This is a genomic window from Streptomyces sp. NPDC008092, assembly GCF_042957285.1.
Classification (GTDB): Bacteria; Actinomycetota; Actinomycetes; order Streptomycetales; family Streptomycetaceae; genus Streptomyces.
Genome location: NZ_JBIBHY010000017.1, coordinates 45,281 through 63,070 on the forward strand (window position 1 = coordinate 45,281; position 17,790 = coordinate 63,070).

Genomic DNA, 17,790 nt, shown 5'->3' on the forward strand with positions numbered 1-17,790 from the left:
CAGGACGGCCGGGCAGGAGCGCTCCTGCCCGGCCGTCCTGACCGGGGTCACGGCGTCCAGGCCTGGTGGAGGAACCGCATGGTGCCGACGCCGATGCCGCCGTCCGCGTACAGCGTCTGCCCGGTGATGTAACGGGCCTCGGCGGATCCCAGGAAGGCGATCACACCGGCGATGTCGTCGGCCTCGCCGAGCCGGCCGAGCGGGAGGTACGCACCGCGCCGGGCGTGCTCGGCCGGGTCCGGGCCGAAGAGGTTGGCGGCCCCCTCGGTGCGGATGAGGCCGGGGCCGACCGCGTTGACGCGAATTCCGGCGTCGGCGTACTCGGCGGCCGCCTGTTTGGTGAGGGCGATGACGGCAGCCTTTGCCGCGGGATATACACCGGAATTGGCGCGGGCGGTCTCGGCGAGGAAGGAGGTGACGTTCACAATGGCCCCGCCGCCGCTGCGTGCGATGAGCGGAGCGAAAATCTGGGTGCAGAGCAGATTGCCGAGGACATTGACATCGAGAACGCGGCGGAAATGCTCGACGTCGATTTCCTCCAGCGAGCTGAAGGTCCATACGCCGGCGTTGTTGACCAACAGGTCGAGCCGGTCGAGACCCGCCGCCAGGGACCGGAGCCCCGCGGCGTCGCGCACGTCGCAGCGGACGCCGGTCCCGCCGACCGAACGAGCCGTGGTCTCCGCGGACTCGTCCTGGTCCACGGCGACCACGAAGTAGCCGCGCTCGGCGAGCAGTGCCGCGGTCGCCCGGCCTATTCCCCGGCCGGCTCCGGTGACCAGGGCCACGGGTTTTTCGGATGCGTCGCTCATCGGATCTCCTCGCGTCCAGGGAGCCGGGAATGCGGTTGCATTGCAGGCAGAGTTATGGAATAGCCCGGCGGTAGTTGCTGTCAAGTAATCAAGCCGGTCGCAGTATGACGATTTTCTAGGTGTCCGAGAATGGAGTGTGAGAATGTCAGTGACGACGGAACGACTCGCGTCCGGAATTTCCACGACGCCGCGGAAGATGCTCGTCGGCGGCGTCTGGGCGGACGCCCTCGACGGTGCCGTCCTGGAGACCCTGGACCCCGCGACGGAGGAGGTGCTGACCACGGTGCCGCTGGGCGGAACCGCGGACGTGGACCGTGCCGTCCGCGCCGCCCGCGCGGCCTTCGAACCGGGCTCGCCGTGGCGCCGGCTGTCCCCGTCGCAGCGGGGCCGGCTCATCCACCGGCTCGGCGACCTCGTCCTGGAGCACGCCGAGGAACTCGCCCTGACCGAGTCCCGGGACAACGGGAAACCGGTGGCCTACGCGGCGCTGGCGGACATCCCGATGGCCGCCGACCTGTTCCACTACATGTCCGGCTGGACCACCAAGATCGAGGGCAACACGATCCCGTTCTCCGCCGCGCCGCCCGGCAGCTTCCTCTCCTACACCACGCGGGAGCCCATCGGCGTGGTCGGCCAGATCATCCCCTGGAACTTCCCCCTGATGATGGCCGCCTGGAAACTGGCCCCGGCCCTGGCGGCCGGCTGCACCGTCGTGCTCAAGCCCGCCGAGCAGACACCGCTGAGCGCGCTGCGGCTCGGCGAGCTGATCCAGGAGGCCGGGTTCCCGGACGGCGTCGTGAACATCGTGACCGGCGACGGCGCGACGGGCGCGGCCCTGGTGGCCCACCCGGACGTCGACAAGGTCGCCTTCACCGGTTCCACCGAGGTCGGCAAGGAGATCGTCCGGGCCTCGGCGGGCAACCTCAAGAAACTCACCCTGGAACTGGGCGGCAAGTCCCCGAACATCGTCTACGCCGACGCCGACCTGCCACGCGCGGTGGCCGCCTCGGCCGGCGCCATCTTCTTCAACCAGGGCGAGTCCTGCATGGCGGGCTCCCGTCTGTACGTGCAACGACCGGTCCTGGACCAGGTGGTGGAAGGCCTGGTCGCCGAGATGAACCGGCTCGTCGTCGGCGTGGGCGCCGACCCCGCGACCCAGCTCGGCCCGCTCGTGTCCCGGGAGCAGCTCGACCGGGTCCGGGGCTACCTGACGTCCGGTGTGCGCGACGGGGCCGTCCCGCACACCGGAGGCCAGAGTCTGCCGGCGACGGGGTACTTCGCGCCGCCCACGATCTTCACCGGGGCCGAACCCGGCATGAGGATCGTCGACGAGGAGATCTTCGGCCCGGTGCTGGTGGTCCTGCCCTTCGACGGGCTGGAGGACGTCGTGGCCGTCGAGCGCGCCAACCCCTACGGCCTGGCCGCCGGGGTCTTCACCCGCGACGTCGGCAAGGCCTTCCGGACGGCTGACGCCATGCGCGCGGGCACCGTGTTCGTCAACACCTGGAACGCCCTGGACGCGGCCCTGCCCTTCGGCGGCTACAAGCAGTCCGGATGGGGCCGGGAGATGGGACACGCGGTGCTGGAGAACTACCTGGAGACCAAGACGGTCATCGCCGACCTGTCCTGACCCGGACGGCAGCACCTGACCGCCGCCGGCGCGGGCTCGCCCCGACCCCGTGCCGGCGGGCCGGGCTCCGGTGACCACCGGCCGCCCCGGGACGCGGGCCCCGCTACTCCCTGAGGGCCACGGTCTTCGCGGGTACCGCACCGCCGCCCGGCACACCCATCCCGTGCGCCGGACCGGAACAGCCCTGCGCCAGCGCGATCCCCAGCGTCACCAGCAGGGTGACCACGACGAACACGAACAGCCGCTGGCGCAGCAGCCGCGGATTGGCCGGCCGCCGGCCGGTACCCGTCGGACGCGGCCCCGGACGCCCGCTGCCGCCGCGCGACGCGGGCCGGGCGCCGCTGCCGCGCGGGGCGGGCGTGGGCCGCGCGCCGTTCGGCCGGGACGGCACACCGCCGGTCGGGCGCGGACCGCTGCCGCCGCGCGAGGGTGCGTTGCCCCGCACCGGCGCGCCCGTGGCCCCCGACGAGGACTGCGGCCTGCGCTGGGTGCGCTGCTGCTCCGGGTAGGTCGGATACGACGGGTAGGTCTCGGTGAGCCGCCCGGTGGGCCGGTCCGCCTCCGCGGCACGCGGCGCGGGCGGCCGTACGTCGCCCAGCCCCTGTGCCTCACGCGCGGCGATCTCCTTCAGCCGGAGCGACAGCTGGAGCGTGCTCGGCCGTTCCTCCGGGTCCTTGGCCAGGCAGGCCCGCACCAGCGGGGCCAGCGCGTCCGGCACCCCGTGCAGCTGCGGCTCCTCGTGCACGACCCGGTAGAGCATCACCTCGGAACTGCCGTGCCCGAAGGGCGAGTCGCCGGTCGAGGCGTAGGCGAGGGTCGCGCCGAGCGAGAAGACGTCCGTGGCCGGGGTGACGGCCGCACCACGCACCTGCTCCGGCGCGAGGAACCCGGGGGAGCCCACCGCCGTGCCGACGTGGGTGAGGGTGGAGGCCCCGGTGGCCCAGGCGATGCCGAAGTCGATGATCCGCGGCCCCTTCGGGGACAGCAGGATGTTGGACGGCTTGAGGTCCCGGTGCACGACCCCGGCCTCGTGCACGGCGACCAGACCCTCGGAGAGCGCCGCGCCGACCGCCGCCGCGTCCGCCGCCCCGAGCGGGCCGTCGTCGGCGACCTTGTCGTGCAGCGAGGGCCCGGGCACGTACTGGGTGGCGAACCACGGCCGCTCGGCGTCCAGATCCGCCGCGACCAGCCGTGCCGTGCAGCCGCCCCTGATCCGCCGGGCCGCCGAGACCTCACGCGCGAAGCGGGACCGGAACTCCTGGTCCTCCGCCAGATCGGGCCTGATCACCTTCAGCGCGACCCGCTGGCCCTTCTTGTCGGAGCCGAGGTAGACCACGCCCATACCGCCGGCGCCGAGCCTTCTGTGAAGCCTGAACGAGCCGACGACGCGCGGGTCCTCGCGCCTCAGGCGCATCATCGCCATGTTCATCCCCGCTGCCCGGTCCGTATGACGTGGCACAGCTTACGTTTACCGGGCCGCCCGTGCGCAGAGGCCGCGCCCTCTCGGCCCGATGGATTGTCAGTGCCGGGTGGGAGACTTGAGGAGTGGTCAGGAAGGCGCCGTTATCGGCGCCTTTGACCACCCGTGCGCTCCAACAGGCCGTCACAGAAGGGGGATTGATGCTGTGAAGGGTGACCGCGTGGAGATAGTCGTGGACGCCGGCGACACGACCCGTACGTACGAGGTGGTGGCGAGCAGGGCGGGCCGCCGGGTGGAGACAGCGGTACGACGAGGGGTGGTGGAAGTGAGCGAAGTCACGCGAAACGGCTCTGTGGTGCGTACCGCCCGCTTCATGGCGACCCGGGTCCTGGCCCTCGTCGAGCAGCCGGTGCCCCGCGAGGACAGCTCGGAAAAACCGGGAAGGACCGGGCACCCCCTCCGGGAAGACCCCGAGGGGTAGGACGAGACGTAGGACCCGTCTCCACCCAGGGGAGTAGACCGCAGGTCACGGCTCATCCTCTCGGAGGCCCGCGATTCGGTACGAGGGCATGACGTCCGCGAGGTGGCACGCGCCTAGATTTGAGGTCAAGCGGCGGGTGCAGCACTCGTCCCCCGAGGTCAGACACCCGCCGCTGCCAACGACAACTGAGCACGGTCAGGAGAGGGACCATGGCCCTTACGGCACAGCGGACACACACCACCCGCCCCCGCCGGCAGGGCCGCCGCCACCCACTGGTGGCGACGCTGATGGCCCTTCCCCTGGCGGTCCTGCTCCTCGTCGTCTTCGACGGCTGGGAGACAGTGGCCACACAGGCGTCGTCCGTGGGAGTGATGCTGGGGCGCTGAGCGGCGACCCCAGGCCCGGAAGAGCGGTCCGGGCGGGGACATCAACCCATGAAACCCCGTGGGGACGGGGGTGCGGCGGACGGCAAAATGCCGGCGCAGCTGGGGAGCTGCGCCGGCATTGCTTTTTCCCGGGACGGCGGTCGTGTTTCGTCTGCGGGCCGGTGGGGGCTGGTCGCGCAGTTCCCCGCGCCCCTAAAAGTCATAGCCGCGGGCAGTCGTGCCTCCCCCAGTGCCTTAAGGGCCTGGGAGGTGCCCCCAGGGCGGCACGGGTGGGCGCGGCGGCACCCCGCAAGCGCGGGTGAGCGAAACCCCGGTACCCCAGCCCCCACCCCGGCCGGCTGGGAACCCCGGCCCACCACCCCCACGTACCCTCACCGCAGCACAGCCGCACAGCCGCACCACCTCCCGGGGGACCCATGACCGCAGACGTACTGCCCCAGCTGACCGCCAAGGTCAGAGCCGCCGCCCACCCCGGCCCGGCAACCCCCTGCGCCTGCGGCACCACCACTCTCGCCCACCGCCCCGACACCACGGTCCTCCGCCACGCGGACACCGTCGTCAAGGCTCACGCCCCCGCCACCGACCCCACCGCCCTCACCCTCCGCCTGGCCACCGCGACCCGCCTCCCCGACGTCTTCCTCGCGCCCCTCGCCCCGGCCCCCGCCGCCTTCGTCGACGACCGCCCCGTCACCCTCTGGCCGTACGGCGCCCCCGTGGACCCCGACGCTCCGGAGTCCGCCCCCTGGGAAGCCGCCGCCACCCTCCTCGCCCTGCTCCACCGCACCCCGCCCACCTCCACCACACCCCCGATGCGCGGCCCCGCCAAGGCGGCCCACGCGATGGCCCGGCTCAGGGCGGCCCTGGCCCGCGCGGACGCCCACCCCGCCGCGCCGCCCGTTCTCCGCGCCTGGTCCGCGCTGCCGCCGTGGGCCCGCGGCGAGGCCCCGATGCCCGGCCCCCGCACCCTCTGCCACGGCGACCTGCACCTCGGCCAGCTGGTCCGGCACCCGGCGCCGGACGGTCCGTGGCGGCTGATCGACGTGGACGACCTCGGCGTCGGCGTCCCCGCCTGGGACCTCGCCCGCCCCGCGTCCTGGTACGCCTGCGGTCTCCTCCCGCCCGACGAGTGGACCCGTTTCCTCACCGCCTACCGCGCGGCGGGCGGTCCGGCCGTACCGGAGGACGGCGACCCCTGGTCGGCGCTGGACGTCCCGGCCCGTGCTCTCACCGTCCAGACGGGCGCGCGCTACCTCGCCAAGGCCGTCGCGGCGGACCGCCCCCTGGACGAGGTCGAGCAGTCCCTGATCGACGCGTGTGCCCGGATGGCTCCGCAATGATCCCGGAATGACTCCGTACAGCTCCCGAACGACCCCGGTCCCCGGGCGGTTGGCCCGCGATTTCCCGAAGTAGGGTGCAACCGACCGGGAACGGACGGAGTCTGTCCTGGGGGAAACGCGAAGCAGTTTTTACCGGCGAGGAGTTGAGCCGACCATGCAGTGTCCGAAGTGTCATGCGCCGATGCACACCTACAACCGCAACGGCGTCCAGATCGAGCAGTGCAGCGGCTGCCGGGGCATCTTCCTCGACTACGGCGAGCTGGAGGCGCTGACCCAGCTGGAGGCGCAGTGGTCCAAGCCGGTGCCGCCGCCGGCTCCGCAGGCGTACCCGGCCCCGCCCGCGCCGGCCTGGGGCGCCCCGCACGGTGGCGGCTACCACGGCGGCGGTCACGGCGGGCACTACGGCGGCCACGGTCACCAGGGCCACAAGAGCTGGGCGCACATGCTGTTCTCCAGCTGAGCGCACGAAGAAGCCCCGGCCGTACGGGACGGCCGGGGCTCTTTGCTGTGTGGACGATACTGGGATTGAACCAGTGACCTCTTCCGTGTCAGGGAAGCGCTCTCCCGCTGAGCTAATCGTCCTCGGGGCCGTGATCCGGGGATCACGGGCACTGCGTGCGCGATACTGGGATTGAACCAGTGACCTCTTCCGTGTCAGGGAAGCGCTCTCCCGCTGAGCTAATCGCGCGGGACGGATCCAAGGCCTTCCGACCAAGATCCAGTGGACGATACTGGGATTGAACCAGTGACCTCTTCCGTGTCAGGGAAGCGCTCTCCCGCTGAGCTAATCGTCCTTGGAGGTGGAGACGGGATTTGAACCCGTGTAGACGGCTTTGCAGGCCGTTGCCTCGCCTCTCGGCCACTCCACCAGGAGTGTAGGGGATCGGGAAGACCCCTTGTTCCTTCGAGCGGACGACGAGGCTCGAACTCGCGACCTCAACCTTGGCAAGGTTGCGCTCTACCAACTGAGCTACGTCCGCCTGTCGTTTCGGTCCGCTCTCGCGTCCCGGCGACGTGTTGAACTCTAGCGGATTCCCGGGCCAGCACAAAAACGCGTTTGCGCAGCGTGCTGCGCCGGTCCCGGCGGATGTCGTGGTCAGGGGCCTCTTGACGACATGCCCGGGCCACCCCCAGGACACCCGCCATAGACTCGACGGCGTGTCCCGTCGTCCTTCTCATCACCCCCCTCTCGCCCGGTTCGGCGGCCGCGTCGCCACCGGACTCCTCGATGTGACCAGCGATCCCGCGGCCCTCGACTCCTCCGGTTTCTGGGCCGTCTGCGCGGACTTCGAGGGCCGGCTGACCTGCGCCCGGTTCGGCGAGGTACGCGAGGAGCCGGTGCCCGCGCCGGTGCCGGGAGGGTGGTGGGGCCCGGCGGCCGGCGACTGGGCGTCGTCGCTCGACCACGCCGCGTACACGGCGGCGGTGCGCCGGATCCGTGAGCACATCGCGGCCGGCGAGGTGTACCAGGCCAACCTCTGCCGCGTGCTGTCCGCGCCGGTCGCCCCGGACGCCGACGTGGACGCCCTGACCGCGCTGCTGGCCCGCGGCAACCCGGCCCCGTATGCCGGAACGATTCGCCTGCCGGCGCACGGGGTGGAGATAGCCACCGCCTCGCCCGAGCTGTTCCTGCGCCGGACGGGGCGGACCGTCGAGAGCGGCCCCATCAAGGGGACCGGCCGTACCGAGGCGGACCTCCTGGAGAAGGACTACGCCGAAAACGTGATGATCGTGGACCTGGTCCGCAACGACATCGGGCGGGTCTGCGCCACCGGCACCGTGACCGTCCCCGACCTGTGCGTCGTGGAGAAGCACCCGGGGCTGGTCCATCTCGTCTCCACGGTCCGGGGCGAGCTGCGCGCCGACGCCGGCTGGCCCGAACTGCTCGCCGCGGCCTTCCCGCCCGGCTCGGTCACCGGCGCGCCGAAGTCGAGCGCCCTGCGGATCATCGAGGCCCTGGAGACCGCGCCGCGCGGCCCCTACTGCGGCGGTATCGGCTGGGTGGACGCGGACCGGGGCACCGGCGAGCTGGCCGTGGGAATCCGTACCTTCTGGATCGACCGGTCCGGCGACGGGGACGGGGACGCGCTGCGGTTCGGCACCGGTGCCGGGATCACCTGGGGTTCCGACCCGGAGGGTGAATGGCGGGAGACCGAGCTGAAGGCCGCCCGGCTGCTCGCGGTAGCGTCGGGTACGTACGACCTGAACGAGGGGGGTCCCGGGCGCTGAGCCGGCCCGGGGACACACCCCCGTACCCCCGGCCGGTCCGGCGCAGCCGACGCATCCGGCGCTGACTTGTGAGGTAGAGAGCAGTGAAGATCTGGTTGGACGGCGGGTTGCAGGACGTCGAGTCCGCGCGTGTCTCCGTCTTCGACCACGGGCTGACCGTGGGGGACGGCATCTTCGAGACCGTGAAGGCGACCGGGGGCCGGCCCTTCGCCCTCACCCGCCACCTCGACCGGCTGACCCGCTCGGCGCGCGGCCTCGGCCTGCCCGACCCCGATCACGACGAGGTCCGCCGGGCCTGCGAGGCGGTCCTCGCGGCCAACCCGATGCCGCTGGGCCGGCTGCGCATCACCTACACCGGCGGCCACGGCCCCCTCGGCTCCGACCGCGGCGACCGCGGCCCCACCCTGGTGGTCGCCCTCGGCGAGACCGGCCGCCGCGCCGACTCCACCGCCGTCATCACGGTCCCCTGGACCCGCAACGAACGTGGAGCGCTCACCGGCCTGAAGACCACCTCGTACGCCGAGAACGTCGTCGCCCTGGCCCGCGCCCACCAACACGGCGCCTCCGAGGCCCTGTTCGCCAACACGGTCGGGCAGCTCTGCGAGGGCACCGGCTCCAACGTCTTCGTCGTCCTCGACGGCGAGCTCCACACCCCGCCGGTCGCCTCCGGCTGCCTGGCCGGCATCACCCGCGCCCTGGCCGTCGAGTGGACCGGTGCCCGGGAGACCGACCTGCCCCTGGACGTCCTGGAGCGGGCGGACGAGATCTTCCTCACCTCCACCCTGCGCGACGTCCAGGCCGTGCACCGCGTCGACGACCGCGAACTCCCCGGCGCCCCCGGCCCGGTGACCGCCAAGGCCATGCGCGTCTTCGACGAGCGCTCGGGCGACGACCTGGATCCCTGAGATCCCGGGGGGCTTTTCCGGACCGGGCCCTGCCGGGCTGACGACGGCTCCCGGGCGGGTAGAACACCCCTGATGACCACGACCCTGCGGCCGACCGAGCCGCTCCAGCACGACGCCGACGGGGCGCCCTCCCGCCACTTCCGGGTGTGCGTGAACAGCAGGCCCGTCGGCACCCTCCACCTCGGCACCTCGCCGAATCTCGGCGCCCGCGTGGCCCGGATCGTCGACCTGCGTATCGAGGAGCCCGACCGCCGCCGAGGCCGGGGTACCGTGGCCGCGCTCGCCGCGGAGGAGGTGGCGCGCGGGTGGGGCTGCCGGCAGATCGAGGTGCAGGTGCCCGCCGCCGCGGAGCCCGCCCTGCGCCTCGTGCGGGCGCTCGGATACGTCCTGCGCAACCGCGGCATGGAGAAGCGGCTCGGAGACACCCCGCCCGGGCTGCCGTCGGGCAGCCGGGTCCGGGACCTGACCGAAGCCGAGTACGAAGGCTGGCTCGCAGACGTCTCCGAGAAGTACGCGCGCGTGTGGAACGAGCGGGGCGTGCCCGAGGCCCAGGCGTGGGAAGGGTCACGGCGCGACCACGCGCGGCTGCTGCCACGGGGCCTCGCCACGGAGGGCCTGCGGCTCAGCGTCCTCGAAGACGAGGGGACGCGCGTGGGCGTTCTCTGGCTGGCCCTCCGCGCGGACGACGCCTGGGTGTACAGAGTCGAGACCGACTCCGCCCACCGCGGCCAGGGGCACGGCCGCACCCTCATGCTGCTGGCGGAGGCACAGACGATCGCCGCCGGAAAGCACGTCCTGGCTCTCAACGTGTTCGCCGGCAACACCCCGGCCGAGCGGCTCTACGAGTCGCTGGGGTACGTCGTGCGCTCGTACTCCTTCTACAAGGACCTGATCTGAGGACCTGATCTGAGGGCCGGGGTCGGGGTCGGGGTCGGGACCGGGATCTGGACCCGGACCCGGATACGGACCCGGATACGGACCGGGGCGGTCACCCCTGTGCGGTCAGCAGCTGGTCCGCGATCTGCTCCACGCGCTCCCGCAGGCCCTCCTGGCTCTTGCCGCCGTCGAGGCGCTCGCCGCCGATGACGTACGTCGGGGTGCCGGTCACGCCGATGGCCTTGCCCTCGGCCTGGTCGGCGTCCACGATCAGGATGTGCCGTCCGTCGACCAGCGCGGTGTCGAACTCCTCGGCGTCCAGACCCAGTTCGCCGGCCACCTCGACCAGGAACGGCTCGCCCCTGCGGTCCAGCTCCTCGACACGGCCGAGGACCGCCTCGACGTACTCCCAGCCCTTGCCCTGCTCCAGGGCCTCCTCGGCGGCCTGCGCGGCGGCGAAGGCGTGCTTGTGCTTCTCCAGCGGGAAGTGCCGCAGCCGCAGCTCCAGCCGGTCACCGTACCGGGCACGCAGGGCGCGGAGGTCGTCCAGGGCGCTGCGGCAGTCGGAACACTGGAGTTCACACCAGATGTCGAGGACCGGGACGTCGGTGGGCGCGGGGGAGTCGTTCATGCCGACCAGTCTTCCAGGCCGCGCTCCGTCCACCGAATCGGGACAGTGAGGCCGGGGGCCGGGAGAAGGTGGGGCCGTGGCTCGTCCCTGGGGTGGAGGCGCCCCGGAGAGGACCCCGAGATGCCCCTGATTGTCGGGCCTGGGCATGGATCGCACGGGCCGGGCGGTGCACGATGGAAGGGGCGACACAGCGCACGCACTCCGCCCGCCGCCCCGCCCGACCCAGCCCGCAGGAGGACCGGATGATCGCCGAGACAGTCTGTTCCGCCGTGTCCGCGGCAGGCCTGGGCATCGCCGTGGTCACCGCCTATCGCAAGCGGTTCCTGGCAGCGGCCCGCATCGCCGCCTACTCCCTCGTCCCCGTCGGCCTGGTGATGACCGGCGTGGTCGGCTGGCTCGCCGACACCGCCTTCAGCCCCACCGCCTGGGCGGGCTTCGGTGTGCTCGGCGCGGCCTGGGCCCTGTTCGCCACCACCCGCGCCGTGGAGCGCCGGCGCGGCGGCACCCGTGGCACCCGTGCCGAGCGCAAGGCCGCCTCCCGGGGCGCTCGGCGCGACGCCGTCGCCCCTGCCGCCTCGGCACCGTCCCTGAGTCCGGCCACCCGCCAGGCGGCCGGGCCCGCGACGGCGCCCCGCAGCACCGGCTCGGGTGACGACTTCAGCGACATCGAGGCCATCCTCAAGAAGCACGGAATATGACACGCCGCGGCGGCGGACGGGGCGCGCGGACCGCGCCCGGCAGTACCGCCGGCGCGGCGCTGTTCAGCCGGGTTGTGGGCGCATGCATATGACAGTCACATGAGGCATTGAAACGACACAGTGCGTCTGCGGTGCGTGCGGAAGTGTTCACGGGACGGGCGGAAGCGAAACGGACATCACGGAATTCGGCGAACTCCCGCCCATTCCGGGCGTGTTGATCGCGCGGCGGGTGCCCGCTGGGACATCATCGCCGCGAGATGCTGGACACGAAACAGAGCGAGGCCGCGCCGCCGAAGGACGAGCCCCGCGGGTGCCTCTTCGCCCTTTCCCAGCCACCGCTGATGATCTTCCTAGCGGTGATCGGGTGTCTGCTCCTCATGGCTGCGCTGCACGACCTGCTGTGGCTGTGAGCCGTACCCGCCCGTCCCGGCGCCACCCGCCGGGACCGGCGTCGGCATCCCTACCGTCGGTGATCCATCCGCACCCTCGGTGATACCGCCGTGGCACCCCGTCCCCGGCGTCTCTCCGGTCAGCCCGCCGCCTCCTTGCGGCGTGCCCGGTACGCGGCGACATGCAGGCGGTTTCCGCAGGTCCGGCTGTCACAGTAACGACGCGAACGGTTGCGCGAGAGGTCGACGAAGGCGCGCCGGCAGTCCGGGGCCTCGCAGCGCCGCAGCCGCTCCTGCTCCCCGGCGACGACGAAGAACGCGAGGGCCATCCCGCAGTCGGCGGCGAGATGGTCGGCCACCGAGGCGCCGGGCGCGAAGTAGTGCACATGCCAGTCGTAGCCGTCGTGGTCCGTGAGCCGGGGCGTGGTGCCGGCGGCCGCGACCAGCTCGTTGATCATCCCGGCGGCGGTCCGGGCGTCCGGGGCGGCGAAGATGCCCGCGAACCGTCCGCGGATCTTGCGCACTGCCGACAGGTCGAACTCCGACAGCATGCCCACATCGCTGATGTCGTGGTTTCGTACGAAATCCTGGAGGGCAGCGACATCGGGCAGTCCGTCCACCGCCGCGTCGTCCTCCGGCACGGTGTTCACCAGATCCACCACGGCGTCGAGAGAACACCGGGTGTCGTGGGTGATCAGCACGTTTCGCTCCCTGGCCTGAGGGTCGGGCGGGCGCCCGCCGATGGTGGCCGATGGTAGCGACATACGGCGGCCCCGCACCGGGCCCTGTCCCACTCGTGACTGTCCGGTACAACGCGTACCGCCCGCCGGCGGTTCCACGGCGCGCGGACACACCGGCGCCGCCCCGTGACCGAACACGGTGGCGGCGACGGTGCTGCCGTATGCGGTTGTCTAGGCCCGAGCCGTCTCCCCGAGTGGACGGCGCCGGGCGGCTTGCAGGGGGCGTCCCCTCAGCTCTCCGCCAGGATGTGCGAGAGCTCCTGATCGAGATCGAAGTGGCGGTGTTCCGTGCCGGGCGGCACGGCGGCGTCCGTTCGCTTCAGGAAGGACTCCAGAGCCCGCGCCGGGGCTTCCAGCAGGGCCTCCCCTTCCGGAGAGCTCAGGGCAATGCACACGACGCCCTGACCGTGACTGCGGGACGGCCAGACGCGGACGTCGCCGGTGCCGGTGGGGCGGTGTAGCCCCTCGGCGAGGAGGTCGCGGGCGAACACCCACTCGACGGTCTCCTCGGCTCCGGTGTGGAAGGTGGCGTGCACGGCGTAGGGGTCGGCCGTGTCGTACCGCAGGCCTGCGGGGACAGGCAGGGATGACTCGCTCGACACAACGAGGCGCAGGTGCAGCTCGCAGCTGACCGTGGTGTTCATAAGCGCCAGGGCCTTTCGCTCAGTGTGCGCTCGGGGATTCGCACGTCGGCGAAATCGACATGCCACCTACGGTGCCGTTGTAAACCCCTCTGAGTGTTTTGCGTGTGTTTACGTAACTCTTCCGGCCGAGAACCCGGACGCGATCTACGACCATTCCGGTGACCGGAATCGCTCAGGTAGGGTTTGGTCGTATGAATACGGGGAGTAACGAACCGGGCGAGGCCGCCGTGGCCTCGGACGGGAGCCAGGTGGACGGGTCGACGACGGACCGGGCGCGTGACGAGCGGGGGCTCGGATCGCGGGCGCCCGGGTTCGTCAAGGCGCGCCGGGCACTGCACCTGAGCTGGCAGGTCGGCGTTTTCGCGGTCGGCCTGGCGGTGGTGGCCGTGGGCATCGTCCTGCTGCCGTTGCCGGGGCCGGGCTGGGTGATCATCTTCGGTGGCATGGCGATCTGGGCGACCGAGTTCGTCTGGGCCCAGCTGGTGCTGCGCTGGACGAAGCGCAAGGTCACGGAGGCGGCCCAGAAGGCCCTCGACCCCAAGGTGCGCCGCCGCAACATCACGCTCACGACGATCGGCCTGGTGGTCGTCGCCGTCATGGCCGGGATCTACCTGTCCCGGTTCGGGATAGTGATGCCCTGGAAGATCGAGGAGTGATCCGGCCGCCGGCCGCGGGCCCCCGGCGACTGGTCGGGGGCACCCCCTGACATGGGGTAATGTTCTTCCTGCGCCCGGGCGATTAGCTCAGTGGGAGAGCGCTTCGTTCACACCGAAGAGGTCACTGGTTCGAACCCAGTATCGCCCACCCGGAACCTCGGCCCACCTGCGAGAGAGCAGGTGGGCCGAGGTCGTTTCCGGGGCCCGGCGGGGCCCGCGGCCGTTGTCGCCCGGATGCGGTGGCGGCGCCGGCCATGGTCACGGTCAGTACGTGGCCTGCCTCGGGTCGGTGCCCGGGGCGGCACGGAGCGCGCGGGTCCTCATACCTCCGACCTCTGCCTGCCTCGCCCACCCGCACCCGCAGCCGGAGCTGCATCCGAACCCGCACTCGCATCGGGACCTGGACCCGCATCCGGACCCGCATCCGGACCCGCACCCGCATCCGCATCCGGACCCGGACCCGGACCCTCCCTCCCCTTCCTCCGGCCTTCTCTCTCCCCCCCGCGATCGCCCGTCCCGCCTCCCCGTCGCCCCGCCACCCCGCTCGCCGAGGCCAACCCGTAACCCGCGCCTCCCGCGGGCCACTTCGCGTTCGGCCCCCCGACCGCACGCCCCTCACCTGTGATGTCACCCGCCGCGCACCGCTCGCGGTCCCGCCGCCCCGTCCCGTCCCTCCGGCCCCGCCCACAAGAAATTCCTGTCCGAATCATTGACGCCTCACCGGCCCCTCCGTAACTTGTGCCAGCAAGCGCTTACTTGAAACGATTCATGCAGGCGTCGGCGACGCTGCGGGGAGGGGCCCGACTGTGGGAACCAGCAGGAATGTGGAGAGGCGGACCATCCTGAAGGCGGCCGGGGCCTCGGCGGCCGCGCTCGGGCTCGCCGCGACGGCCGGGTGCGGAGGCGGCAGCGGCTCCGGGGACGGAACGGTGACGATCCGTTACTCGTGGTGGGGCGCCGAGGAGCGCGCACAGAAGATCAACAAGACCATCGCGCTCTTCGAGAAGAAGTACCCGAAGATCAAGGTCAAGACCGACTTTCAGACGTATGCGTCGTTCTGGGAGAAGTTCCAGACCCAGGCCGCCGGCGGAAATCCCCCGGACGTTTTCCAAAATGCCGTCACCTTTCTCCGGAAGTACGACAAGCGAGGAATTCTCCTCGACCTCAAGTCACAGGTTCAGGCAGGAAATCTGAGCCTGGATCACTTCCGGGCCGGGGTCACCAAGGTCGGCGAGGTCGACGGAAAGCAGCTCGGCGTCCCCGTCGGCTCCAACACCATGGCGCTGGTCATCGACAAGAAGGTCTTCGAGAAGGCCCGCGTCGAGCCGCAACCGGGCTGGACCTGGGACGACTACTTCAAGGCCCTGAAGACCATCCACGACAGGACCAAGGTCGCGGGGGACACCGGCTACTTCACGATCATGTACCTGTACGACCTCTACCTCCGCCAGAACGGCAAGGCCTTCTACACCGACGACGGACTCGGTTTCGACAAGGCCGACCTGACGGAGTGGTGGACCGACGGCTACAACCGTGTCAAGGCCGGCATCGTCACCGACCCGAAGACCGTGGCCCAGGACTTCCCCAAGTCCTCCCTCTCCGCCGGCCACGGCGCCTCCGAGTTCACCTGGGACAACTTCACCGTCCGCTACTCGGCGGAGGGCAGCAGCACCTACGGCCTCGCCCCGATCCCGACCATGGACGGCAAGCACACCGGGCAGTACCTCGCCTCGCTGATGCTGAGCGCCTCCGCCCGTACCGCGCATCCGAAGGAGGTCGCGCAGTTCATCGACTTCATGGTCCACGACCCCGAGGTCGGCACGATCATGGGCTACGACCGGGGCATCCTCGCGAGCACCCAGCAGTACGCGGCGTTCAAGCCCACGGACCCGGTGAACAAGGAGATCGCGCAGTACGAGGACGACACCGCCAAGGCCGGTGTCCTCGGCACCATCACCCCGCACCCCTCCGGTGCCGACACCATCGAGGCCGCCTTCCTGCGCATCGGCGGCGACCTCGGCCAGGGCAAGACCAAGGTCTCCGACGCGGTGAAGCAGTTCTTCACCGAGTCCGAGGCCGCCTTCCAGGCGTGACGGGGCCTGCCGTGACGCTCGTCAAGGACTCCCTGCCCGCCGCGCGCGGGACGCGTTCGGCCGCCACCGCCGCCACGGGGCGGCGGCCGGGCCGCCGGCGCGAGAACCTCGCCGGCTACCTCTTCATGTCCCCGTGGATCGCGGGCTTCCTGCTGCTGACCGCGGGCCCGATGGTCGCCTCGCTCTACTTCGCGTTCACCGACTACAACCTCTTCAACACCCCGAAGTGGGTCGGGTTCGACAACTTCACCAAGATGTTCGACGACCCCCGCTGGCAGAAGTCGGTGGAGGTGACCGCGAAGTACGTGGTCATCGGCACCCCGCTCAAGCTGCTCCTCGCCCTCGGGGTCGCGATGCTCCTCGCCCAGAGCCGACGCGGCCAGGCCTTCTACCGGGCCGCCTTCTACGCCCCCTCGCTCATCGGCGCGAGCGTCTCGGTCGGCTTCGTCTGGCGGTCGCTCTTCTCCGACGGCGCGATCGTGGACCGTACCCAGTCCTTCTTCGGCTGGCACGTCGGCGGCTGGGTCGGCAACGCGGACTGGGTGCTGTACTGCCTGGTCGCACTGACCGTGTGGCAGTTCGGCGCGCCCATGGTCATCTTCCTGGCAGGCCTGAAGCAGGTGCCCAGGGAACTGTACGAGGCGGCCGAGATGGACGGCGCCGGACCGCTGCGCAGGTTCTGGAGCATCACCCTGCCGATGATCTCCCCGGTGCTGTTCTTCAACGTGCTCCTGGAGACCATCCACTCCTTCCAGATCTTCGGCTCGGCGTACGTCGTCTCCAACGGCAGCTGCGGACCGGCCGACGCCACGCTCGTCTACACCTGCTACCTCTACGAGCAGGGCTTCAGGAACGCCCAGATGGGCTTCGCCGCCGCGATGGCCTGGATGCTGCTGCTGGCCGTGGCCCTGGTGACGGCCGTCCTCTTCTGGTCCCAGAAGAAGTGGGTGCACTACGAGGAGGACGCCCGATGACCGCGACCGCCACCAAGCCGTCCCTGCTGGACCGCTCCCCGCTGAACCGCCGCCGGACCGGGTCCCTCGGCTGGCACCTGGGCGCCCTGCTGATCCTCGCCGTCATCCTCTACCCGGTGGTCTGGGTGATCGGCGCGTCGTTCAAGCCCAGCAAGGACATCATCAACAGCCTCCAGCTGTTCCCGGCCCACCCGATCCTCTCCAACTTCAAGGGCCTCGCCGACGGCATAGCGGACATCAGCATCTGGACGTTCTTCCAGAACTCCCTCTTCTACGCCGTCGGCGCCGTCGTCGGCGTGCTGGTCTCCTGCTCCCTCACCGCCTACGCCTTCGCCCGCATCCGCTTCGCCGGCCGCAACCTGCTCTTCTCCCTGATGATCGGCACCCTGCTCCTGCCGTACCACGTCCTGCTGATCCCGCAGTACGTGATGTTCCAGAAGCTGGGCTGGATCAACACCTACGTCCCGCTGCTGATCGGGAAGTACCTCGCCACCGAGGCGTTCTTCGTCTTCCTGATGGTGCAGTTCATGCGGAACCTGCCCAGGGAACTCGACGAGGCGGCCCGGCTCGACGGCTGCGGGCACTTCCGCATCTACTGGTCGATCGTGCTGCCGCTGTGCCGGCCCGCCCTCATCACCAGCGCGATCTTCACCTTCATCAACGCCTGGAACGACTTCATGGGACCGCTGATCTATCTCAACGAGCCCGGGAAGTACACGGTCTCGCTGGGCCTGATGATGTTCCGCGACTCGGACGGCGTGGCCGCCAACTACGGCGGGATGATCGCCATGTCCCTGGTCGCGCTGCTGCCCGTGCTGCTGTTCTTCCTCGCCTTCCAGCGCTATCTGATCGACGGAATGGCGACCTCCGGACTGAAGGGCTGATGACGTCG

The 17,790-nt window shown here is 71.0% G+C and carries 19 protein-coding genes and 6 tRNA genes; 15 read left to right on the plus strand and 10 right to left on the minus strand.

The features are described from left to right. Window positions 1–47 precede the first annotated feature (47 nt). A complete protein-coding gene (locus tag ACFZB3_RS40875; RefSeq protein WP_391386295.1) occupies window positions 48–809 on the minus strand; it encodes an SDR family oxidoreductase in 762 nt (253 codons plus the stop codon). 142 nt (window positions 810–951) lie between these two features. On the opposite strand from ACFZB3_RS40875, the gene ACFZB3_RS40880 reads away from it, so the two are divergent. Further along, window positions 952–2,439: an aldehyde dehydrogenase family protein gene (locus tag ACFZB3_RS40880; protein ID WP_391386298.1), complete on the plus strand. Its 1,488-nt coding sequence runs from the start codon at window positions 952–954 to the stop codon at window positions 2,437–2,439. Window positions 2,440–2,542: 103 nt separating this feature from the next. On the opposite strand, the gene ACFZB3_RS40885 is transcribed toward ACFZB3_RS40880, so the two are convergent. After that, a complete protein-coding gene (locus ACFZB3_RS40885) occupies window positions 2,543–3,868 on the minus strand; it encodes a protein kinase (RefSeq protein WP_391386302.1) in 1,326 nt (441 codons plus the stop codon). 196 nt (window positions 3,869–4,064) lie between these two features. On the opposite strand from ACFZB3_RS40885, the gene ACFZB3_RS40890 reads away from it, so the two are divergent. The 4 genes from ACFZB3_RS40890 (at window position 4,065) to ACFZB3_RS40905 (ending at window position 6,523) form a co-directional block, all read left to right on the plus strand. Beyond that, window positions 4,065–4,340 carry a hypothetical protein gene (locus tag ACFZB3_RS40890; RefSeq protein WP_189264682.1) on the plus strand — a complete coding sequence of 92 codons (276 nt, stop codon included), beginning with the start codon at window positions 4,065–4,067 and terminating at the stop codon, window positions 4,338–4,340. Between the two features lie 209 nt (window positions 4,341–4,549). Then, window positions 4,550–4,726 (plus strand): hypothetical protein, encoded by a 177-nt coding sequence (locus ACFZB3_RS40895; protein ID WP_123978469.1) that lies wholly within the window; start codon window positions 4,550–4,552, stop codon window positions 4,724–4,726. A 416-nt stretch (window positions 4,727–5,142) separates the two neighbouring features. Next, entirely contained in the window at window positions 5,143–6,063 is a 921-nt protein-coding gene (locus ACFZB3_RS40900; protein ID WP_391386306.1) for a phosphotransferase, read from the plus strand. A 154-nt stretch (window positions 6,064–6,217) separates the two neighbouring features. After that, window positions 6,218–6,523 (plus strand): zf-TFIIB domain-containing protein, encoded by a 306-nt coding sequence (locus ACFZB3_RS40905; RefSeq protein WP_391386309.1) that lies wholly within the window; start codon window positions 6,218–6,220, stop codon window positions 6,521–6,523. A 50-nt stretch (window positions 6,524–6,573) separates the two neighbouring features. Here ACFZB3_RS40905 and ACFZB3_RS40910 read toward each other — a convergent pair. The 5 genes from ACFZB3_RS40910 to ACFZB3_RS40930 all read right to left on the minus strand — a co-directional run bounded on the left by ACFZB3_RS40910 (window position 6,574) and on the right by ACFZB3_RS40930 (window position 7,043). After that, a tRNA-Val gene (locus ACFZB3_RS40910) sits at window positions 6,574–6,645 on the minus strand. 34 nt (window positions 6,646–6,679) lie between these two features. Beyond that, window positions 6,680–6,751 (minus strand) — tRNA-Val (locus ACFZB3_RS40915). A gap of 34 nt (window positions 6,752–6,785) precedes the next feature. Further along, window positions 6,786–6,857 (minus strand) — tRNA-Val (locus tag ACFZB3_RS40920). Between the two features lies 1 nt (window position 6,858). Further along, window positions 6,859–6,932 (minus strand) — tRNA-Cys (locus tag ACFZB3_RS40925). A gap of 38 nt (window positions 6,933–6,970) precedes the next feature. Continuing rightward, window positions 6,971–7,043, minus strand: a tRNA-Gly gene (locus ACFZB3_RS40930). Between the two features lie 178 nt (window positions 7,044–7,221). Here ACFZB3_RS40930 and ACFZB3_RS40935 point away from each other — a divergent pair. The 3 genes from ACFZB3_RS40935 to ACFZB3_RS40945 all read left to right on the plus strand — a co-directional run bounded on the left by ACFZB3_RS40935 (window position 7,222) and on the right by ACFZB3_RS40945 (window position 10,094). Beyond that, complete coding sequence (locus ACFZB3_RS40935) at window positions 7,222–8,292, plus strand: chorismate-binding protein (protein ID WP_391386312.1); 1,071 nt, start codon at window positions 7,222–7,224, stop codon at window positions 8,290–8,292. Between the two features lie 83 nt (window positions 8,293–8,375). Beyond that, the gene (locus tag ACFZB3_RS40940) at window positions 8,376–9,197 is read left to right on the plus strand and encodes an aminotransferase class IV (RefSeq protein WP_391386315.1); all 822 of its coding nucleotides are present in this window, start codon (window positions 8,376–8,378) and stop codon (window positions 9,195–9,197) included. A 72-nt stretch (window positions 9,198–9,269) separates the two neighbouring features. Then, window positions 9,270–10,094, plus strand: coding sequence for a GNAT family N-acetyltransferase (locus ACFZB3_RS40945; protein ID WP_391386318.1), 825 nt, complete (start codon window positions 9,270–9,272; stop codon window positions 10,092–10,094). A 91-nt stretch (window positions 10,095–10,185) separates the two neighbouring features. Here the strand turns inward: ACFZB3_RS40945 and ACFZB3_RS40950 are convergent, their stop codons facing one another. After that, entirely contained in the window at window positions 10,186–10,704 is a 519-nt protein-coding gene (locus tag ACFZB3_RS40950; protein WP_391386321.1) for a DsbA family protein, read from the minus strand. A gap of 242 nt (window positions 10,705–10,946) precedes the next feature. Between ACFZB3_RS40950 and ACFZB3_RS40955 the strand changes: the two genes are divergently transcribed. Continuing rightward, on the plus strand, window positions 10,947–11,402 hold the full coding sequence (locus tag ACFZB3_RS40955) for a hypothetical protein (RefSeq protein WP_391386324.1): 456 nt from the start codon (window positions 10,947–10,949) through the stop codon (window positions 11,400–11,402). 257 nt (window positions 11,403–11,659) lie between these two features. Beyond that, window positions 11,660–11,812, plus strand: coding sequence for a hypothetical protein (locus ACFZB3_RS40960; RefSeq protein WP_167450005.1), 153 nt, complete (start codon window positions 11,660–11,662; stop codon window positions 11,810–11,812). Between the two features lie 119 nt (window positions 11,813–11,931). On the opposite strand, the gene ACFZB3_RS40965 is transcribed toward ACFZB3_RS40960, so the two are convergent. Continuing rightward, window positions 11,932–12,492 carry a CGNR zinc finger domain-containing protein gene (locus ACFZB3_RS40965; RefSeq protein WP_391386327.1) on the minus strand — a complete coding sequence of 187 codons (561 nt, stop codon included), beginning with the start codon at window positions 12,490–12,492 and terminating at the stop codon, window positions 11,932–11,934. 269 nt (window positions 12,493–12,761) lie between these two features. Further along, a complete protein-coding gene (locus tag ACFZB3_RS40970) occupies window positions 12,762–13,175 on the minus strand; it encodes an SsgA family sporulation/cell division regulator (protein ID WP_004002642.1) in 414 nt (137 codons plus the stop codon). Window positions 13,176–13,366: 191 nt separating this feature from the next. Between ACFZB3_RS40970 and ACFZB3_RS40975 the strand changes: the two genes are divergently transcribed. The 5 genes from ACFZB3_RS40975 (at window position 13,367) to ACFZB3_RS40995 (ending at window position 17,782) form a co-directional block, all read left to right on the plus strand. After that, window positions 13,367–13,831, plus strand: coding sequence for a TIGR02611 family protein (locus ACFZB3_RS40975; RefSeq protein WP_391386330.1), 465 nt, complete (start codon window positions 13,367–13,369; stop codon window positions 13,829–13,831). Between the two features lie 76 nt (window positions 13,832–13,907). Next, window positions 13,908–13,979, plus strand: a tRNA-Val gene (locus tag ACFZB3_RS40980). A 658-nt stretch (window positions 13,980–14,637) separates the two neighbouring features. Next, the gene (locus ACFZB3_RS40985; protein ID WP_391386333.1) at window positions 14,638–15,924 is read left to right on the plus strand and encodes an extracellular solute-binding protein; all 1,287 of its coding nucleotides are present in this window, start codon (window positions 14,638–14,640) and stop codon (window positions 15,922–15,924) included. Between the two features lie 11 nt (window positions 15,925–15,935). After that, the gene (locus ACFZB3_RS40990) at window positions 15,936–16,898 is read left to right on the plus strand and encodes an ABC transporter permease subunit (protein WP_391386336.1); all 963 of its coding nucleotides are present in this window, start codon (window positions 15,936–15,938) and stop codon (window positions 16,896–16,898) included. After that, on the plus strand, window positions 16,895–17,782 hold the full coding sequence (locus ACFZB3_RS40995) for an ABC transporter permease subunit (RefSeq protein ID WP_391386341.1): 888 nt from the start codon (window positions 16,895–16,897) through the stop codon (window positions 17,780–17,782). Before ACFZB3_RS40990 ends, ACFZB3_RS40995 begins: the two co-directional genes overlap by 4 nt. The last annotated feature ends 8 nt before the right edge of the window (window positions 17,783–17,790 follow it).

Bases quoted from the DNA above. Each gene is read 5' to 3' on its own strand.
- ACFZB3_RS40900 (WP_391386306.1), top strand. From the start codon at position 5,143: ATGACCGCAGACGTACTGCCCCAGCTGACCGCCAAGGTCAGAGCCGCC.
- ACFZB3_RS40895 (WP_123978469.1), top strand. From the start codon at position 4,550: ATGGCCCTTACGGCACAGCGGACACACACCACCCGCCCCCGCCGGCAG.
- ACFZB3_RS40975 (WP_391386330.1), top strand. From the start codon at position 13,367: ATGAATACGGGGAGTAACGAACCGGGCGAGGCCGCCGTGGCCTCGGAC.
- ACFZB3_RS40880 (WP_391386298.1), top strand. From the start codon at position 952: ATGTCAGTGACGACGGAACGACTCGCGTCCGGAATTTCCACGACGCCG.
- ACFZB3_RS40885 (WP_391386302.1), bottom strand. From the start codon at position 3,868: ATGAACATGGCGATGATGCGCCTGAGGCGCGAGGACCCGCGCGTCGTC.
- ACFZB3_RS40995 (WP_391386341.1), top strand. From the start codon at position 16,895: ATGACCGCGACCGCCACCAAGCCGTCCCTGCTGGACCGCTCCCCGCTG.
- ACFZB3_RS40950 (WP_391386321.1), bottom strand. From the start codon at position 10,704: ATGAACGACTCCCCCGCGCCCACCGACGTCCCGGTCCTCGACATCTGG.
- ACFZB3_RS40955 (WP_391386324.1), top strand. From the start codon at position 10,947: ATGATCGCCGAGACAGTCTGTTCCGCCGTGTCCGCGGCAGGCCTGGGC.
- ACFZB3_RS40945 (WP_391386318.1), top strand. From the start codon at position 9,270: ATGACCACGACCCTGCGGCCGACCGAGCCGCTCCAGCACGACGCCGAC.
- ACFZB3_RS40905 (WP_391386309.1), top strand. From the start codon at position 6,218: ATGCAGTGTCCGAAGTGTCATGCGCCGATGCACACCTACAACCGCAAC.
- ACFZB3_RS40970 (WP_004002642.1), bottom strand. From the start codon at position 13,175: ATGAACACCACGGTCAGCTGCGAGCTGCACCTGCGCCTCGTTGTGTCG.
- ACFZB3_RS40875 (WP_391386295.1), bottom strand. From the start codon at position 809: ATGAGCGACGCATCCGAAAAACCCGTGGCCCTGGTCACCGGAGCCGGC.
- ACFZB3_RS40960 (WP_167450005.1), top strand. From the start codon at position 11,660: ATGCTGGACACGAAACAGAGCGAGGCCGCGCCGCCGAAGGACGAGCCC.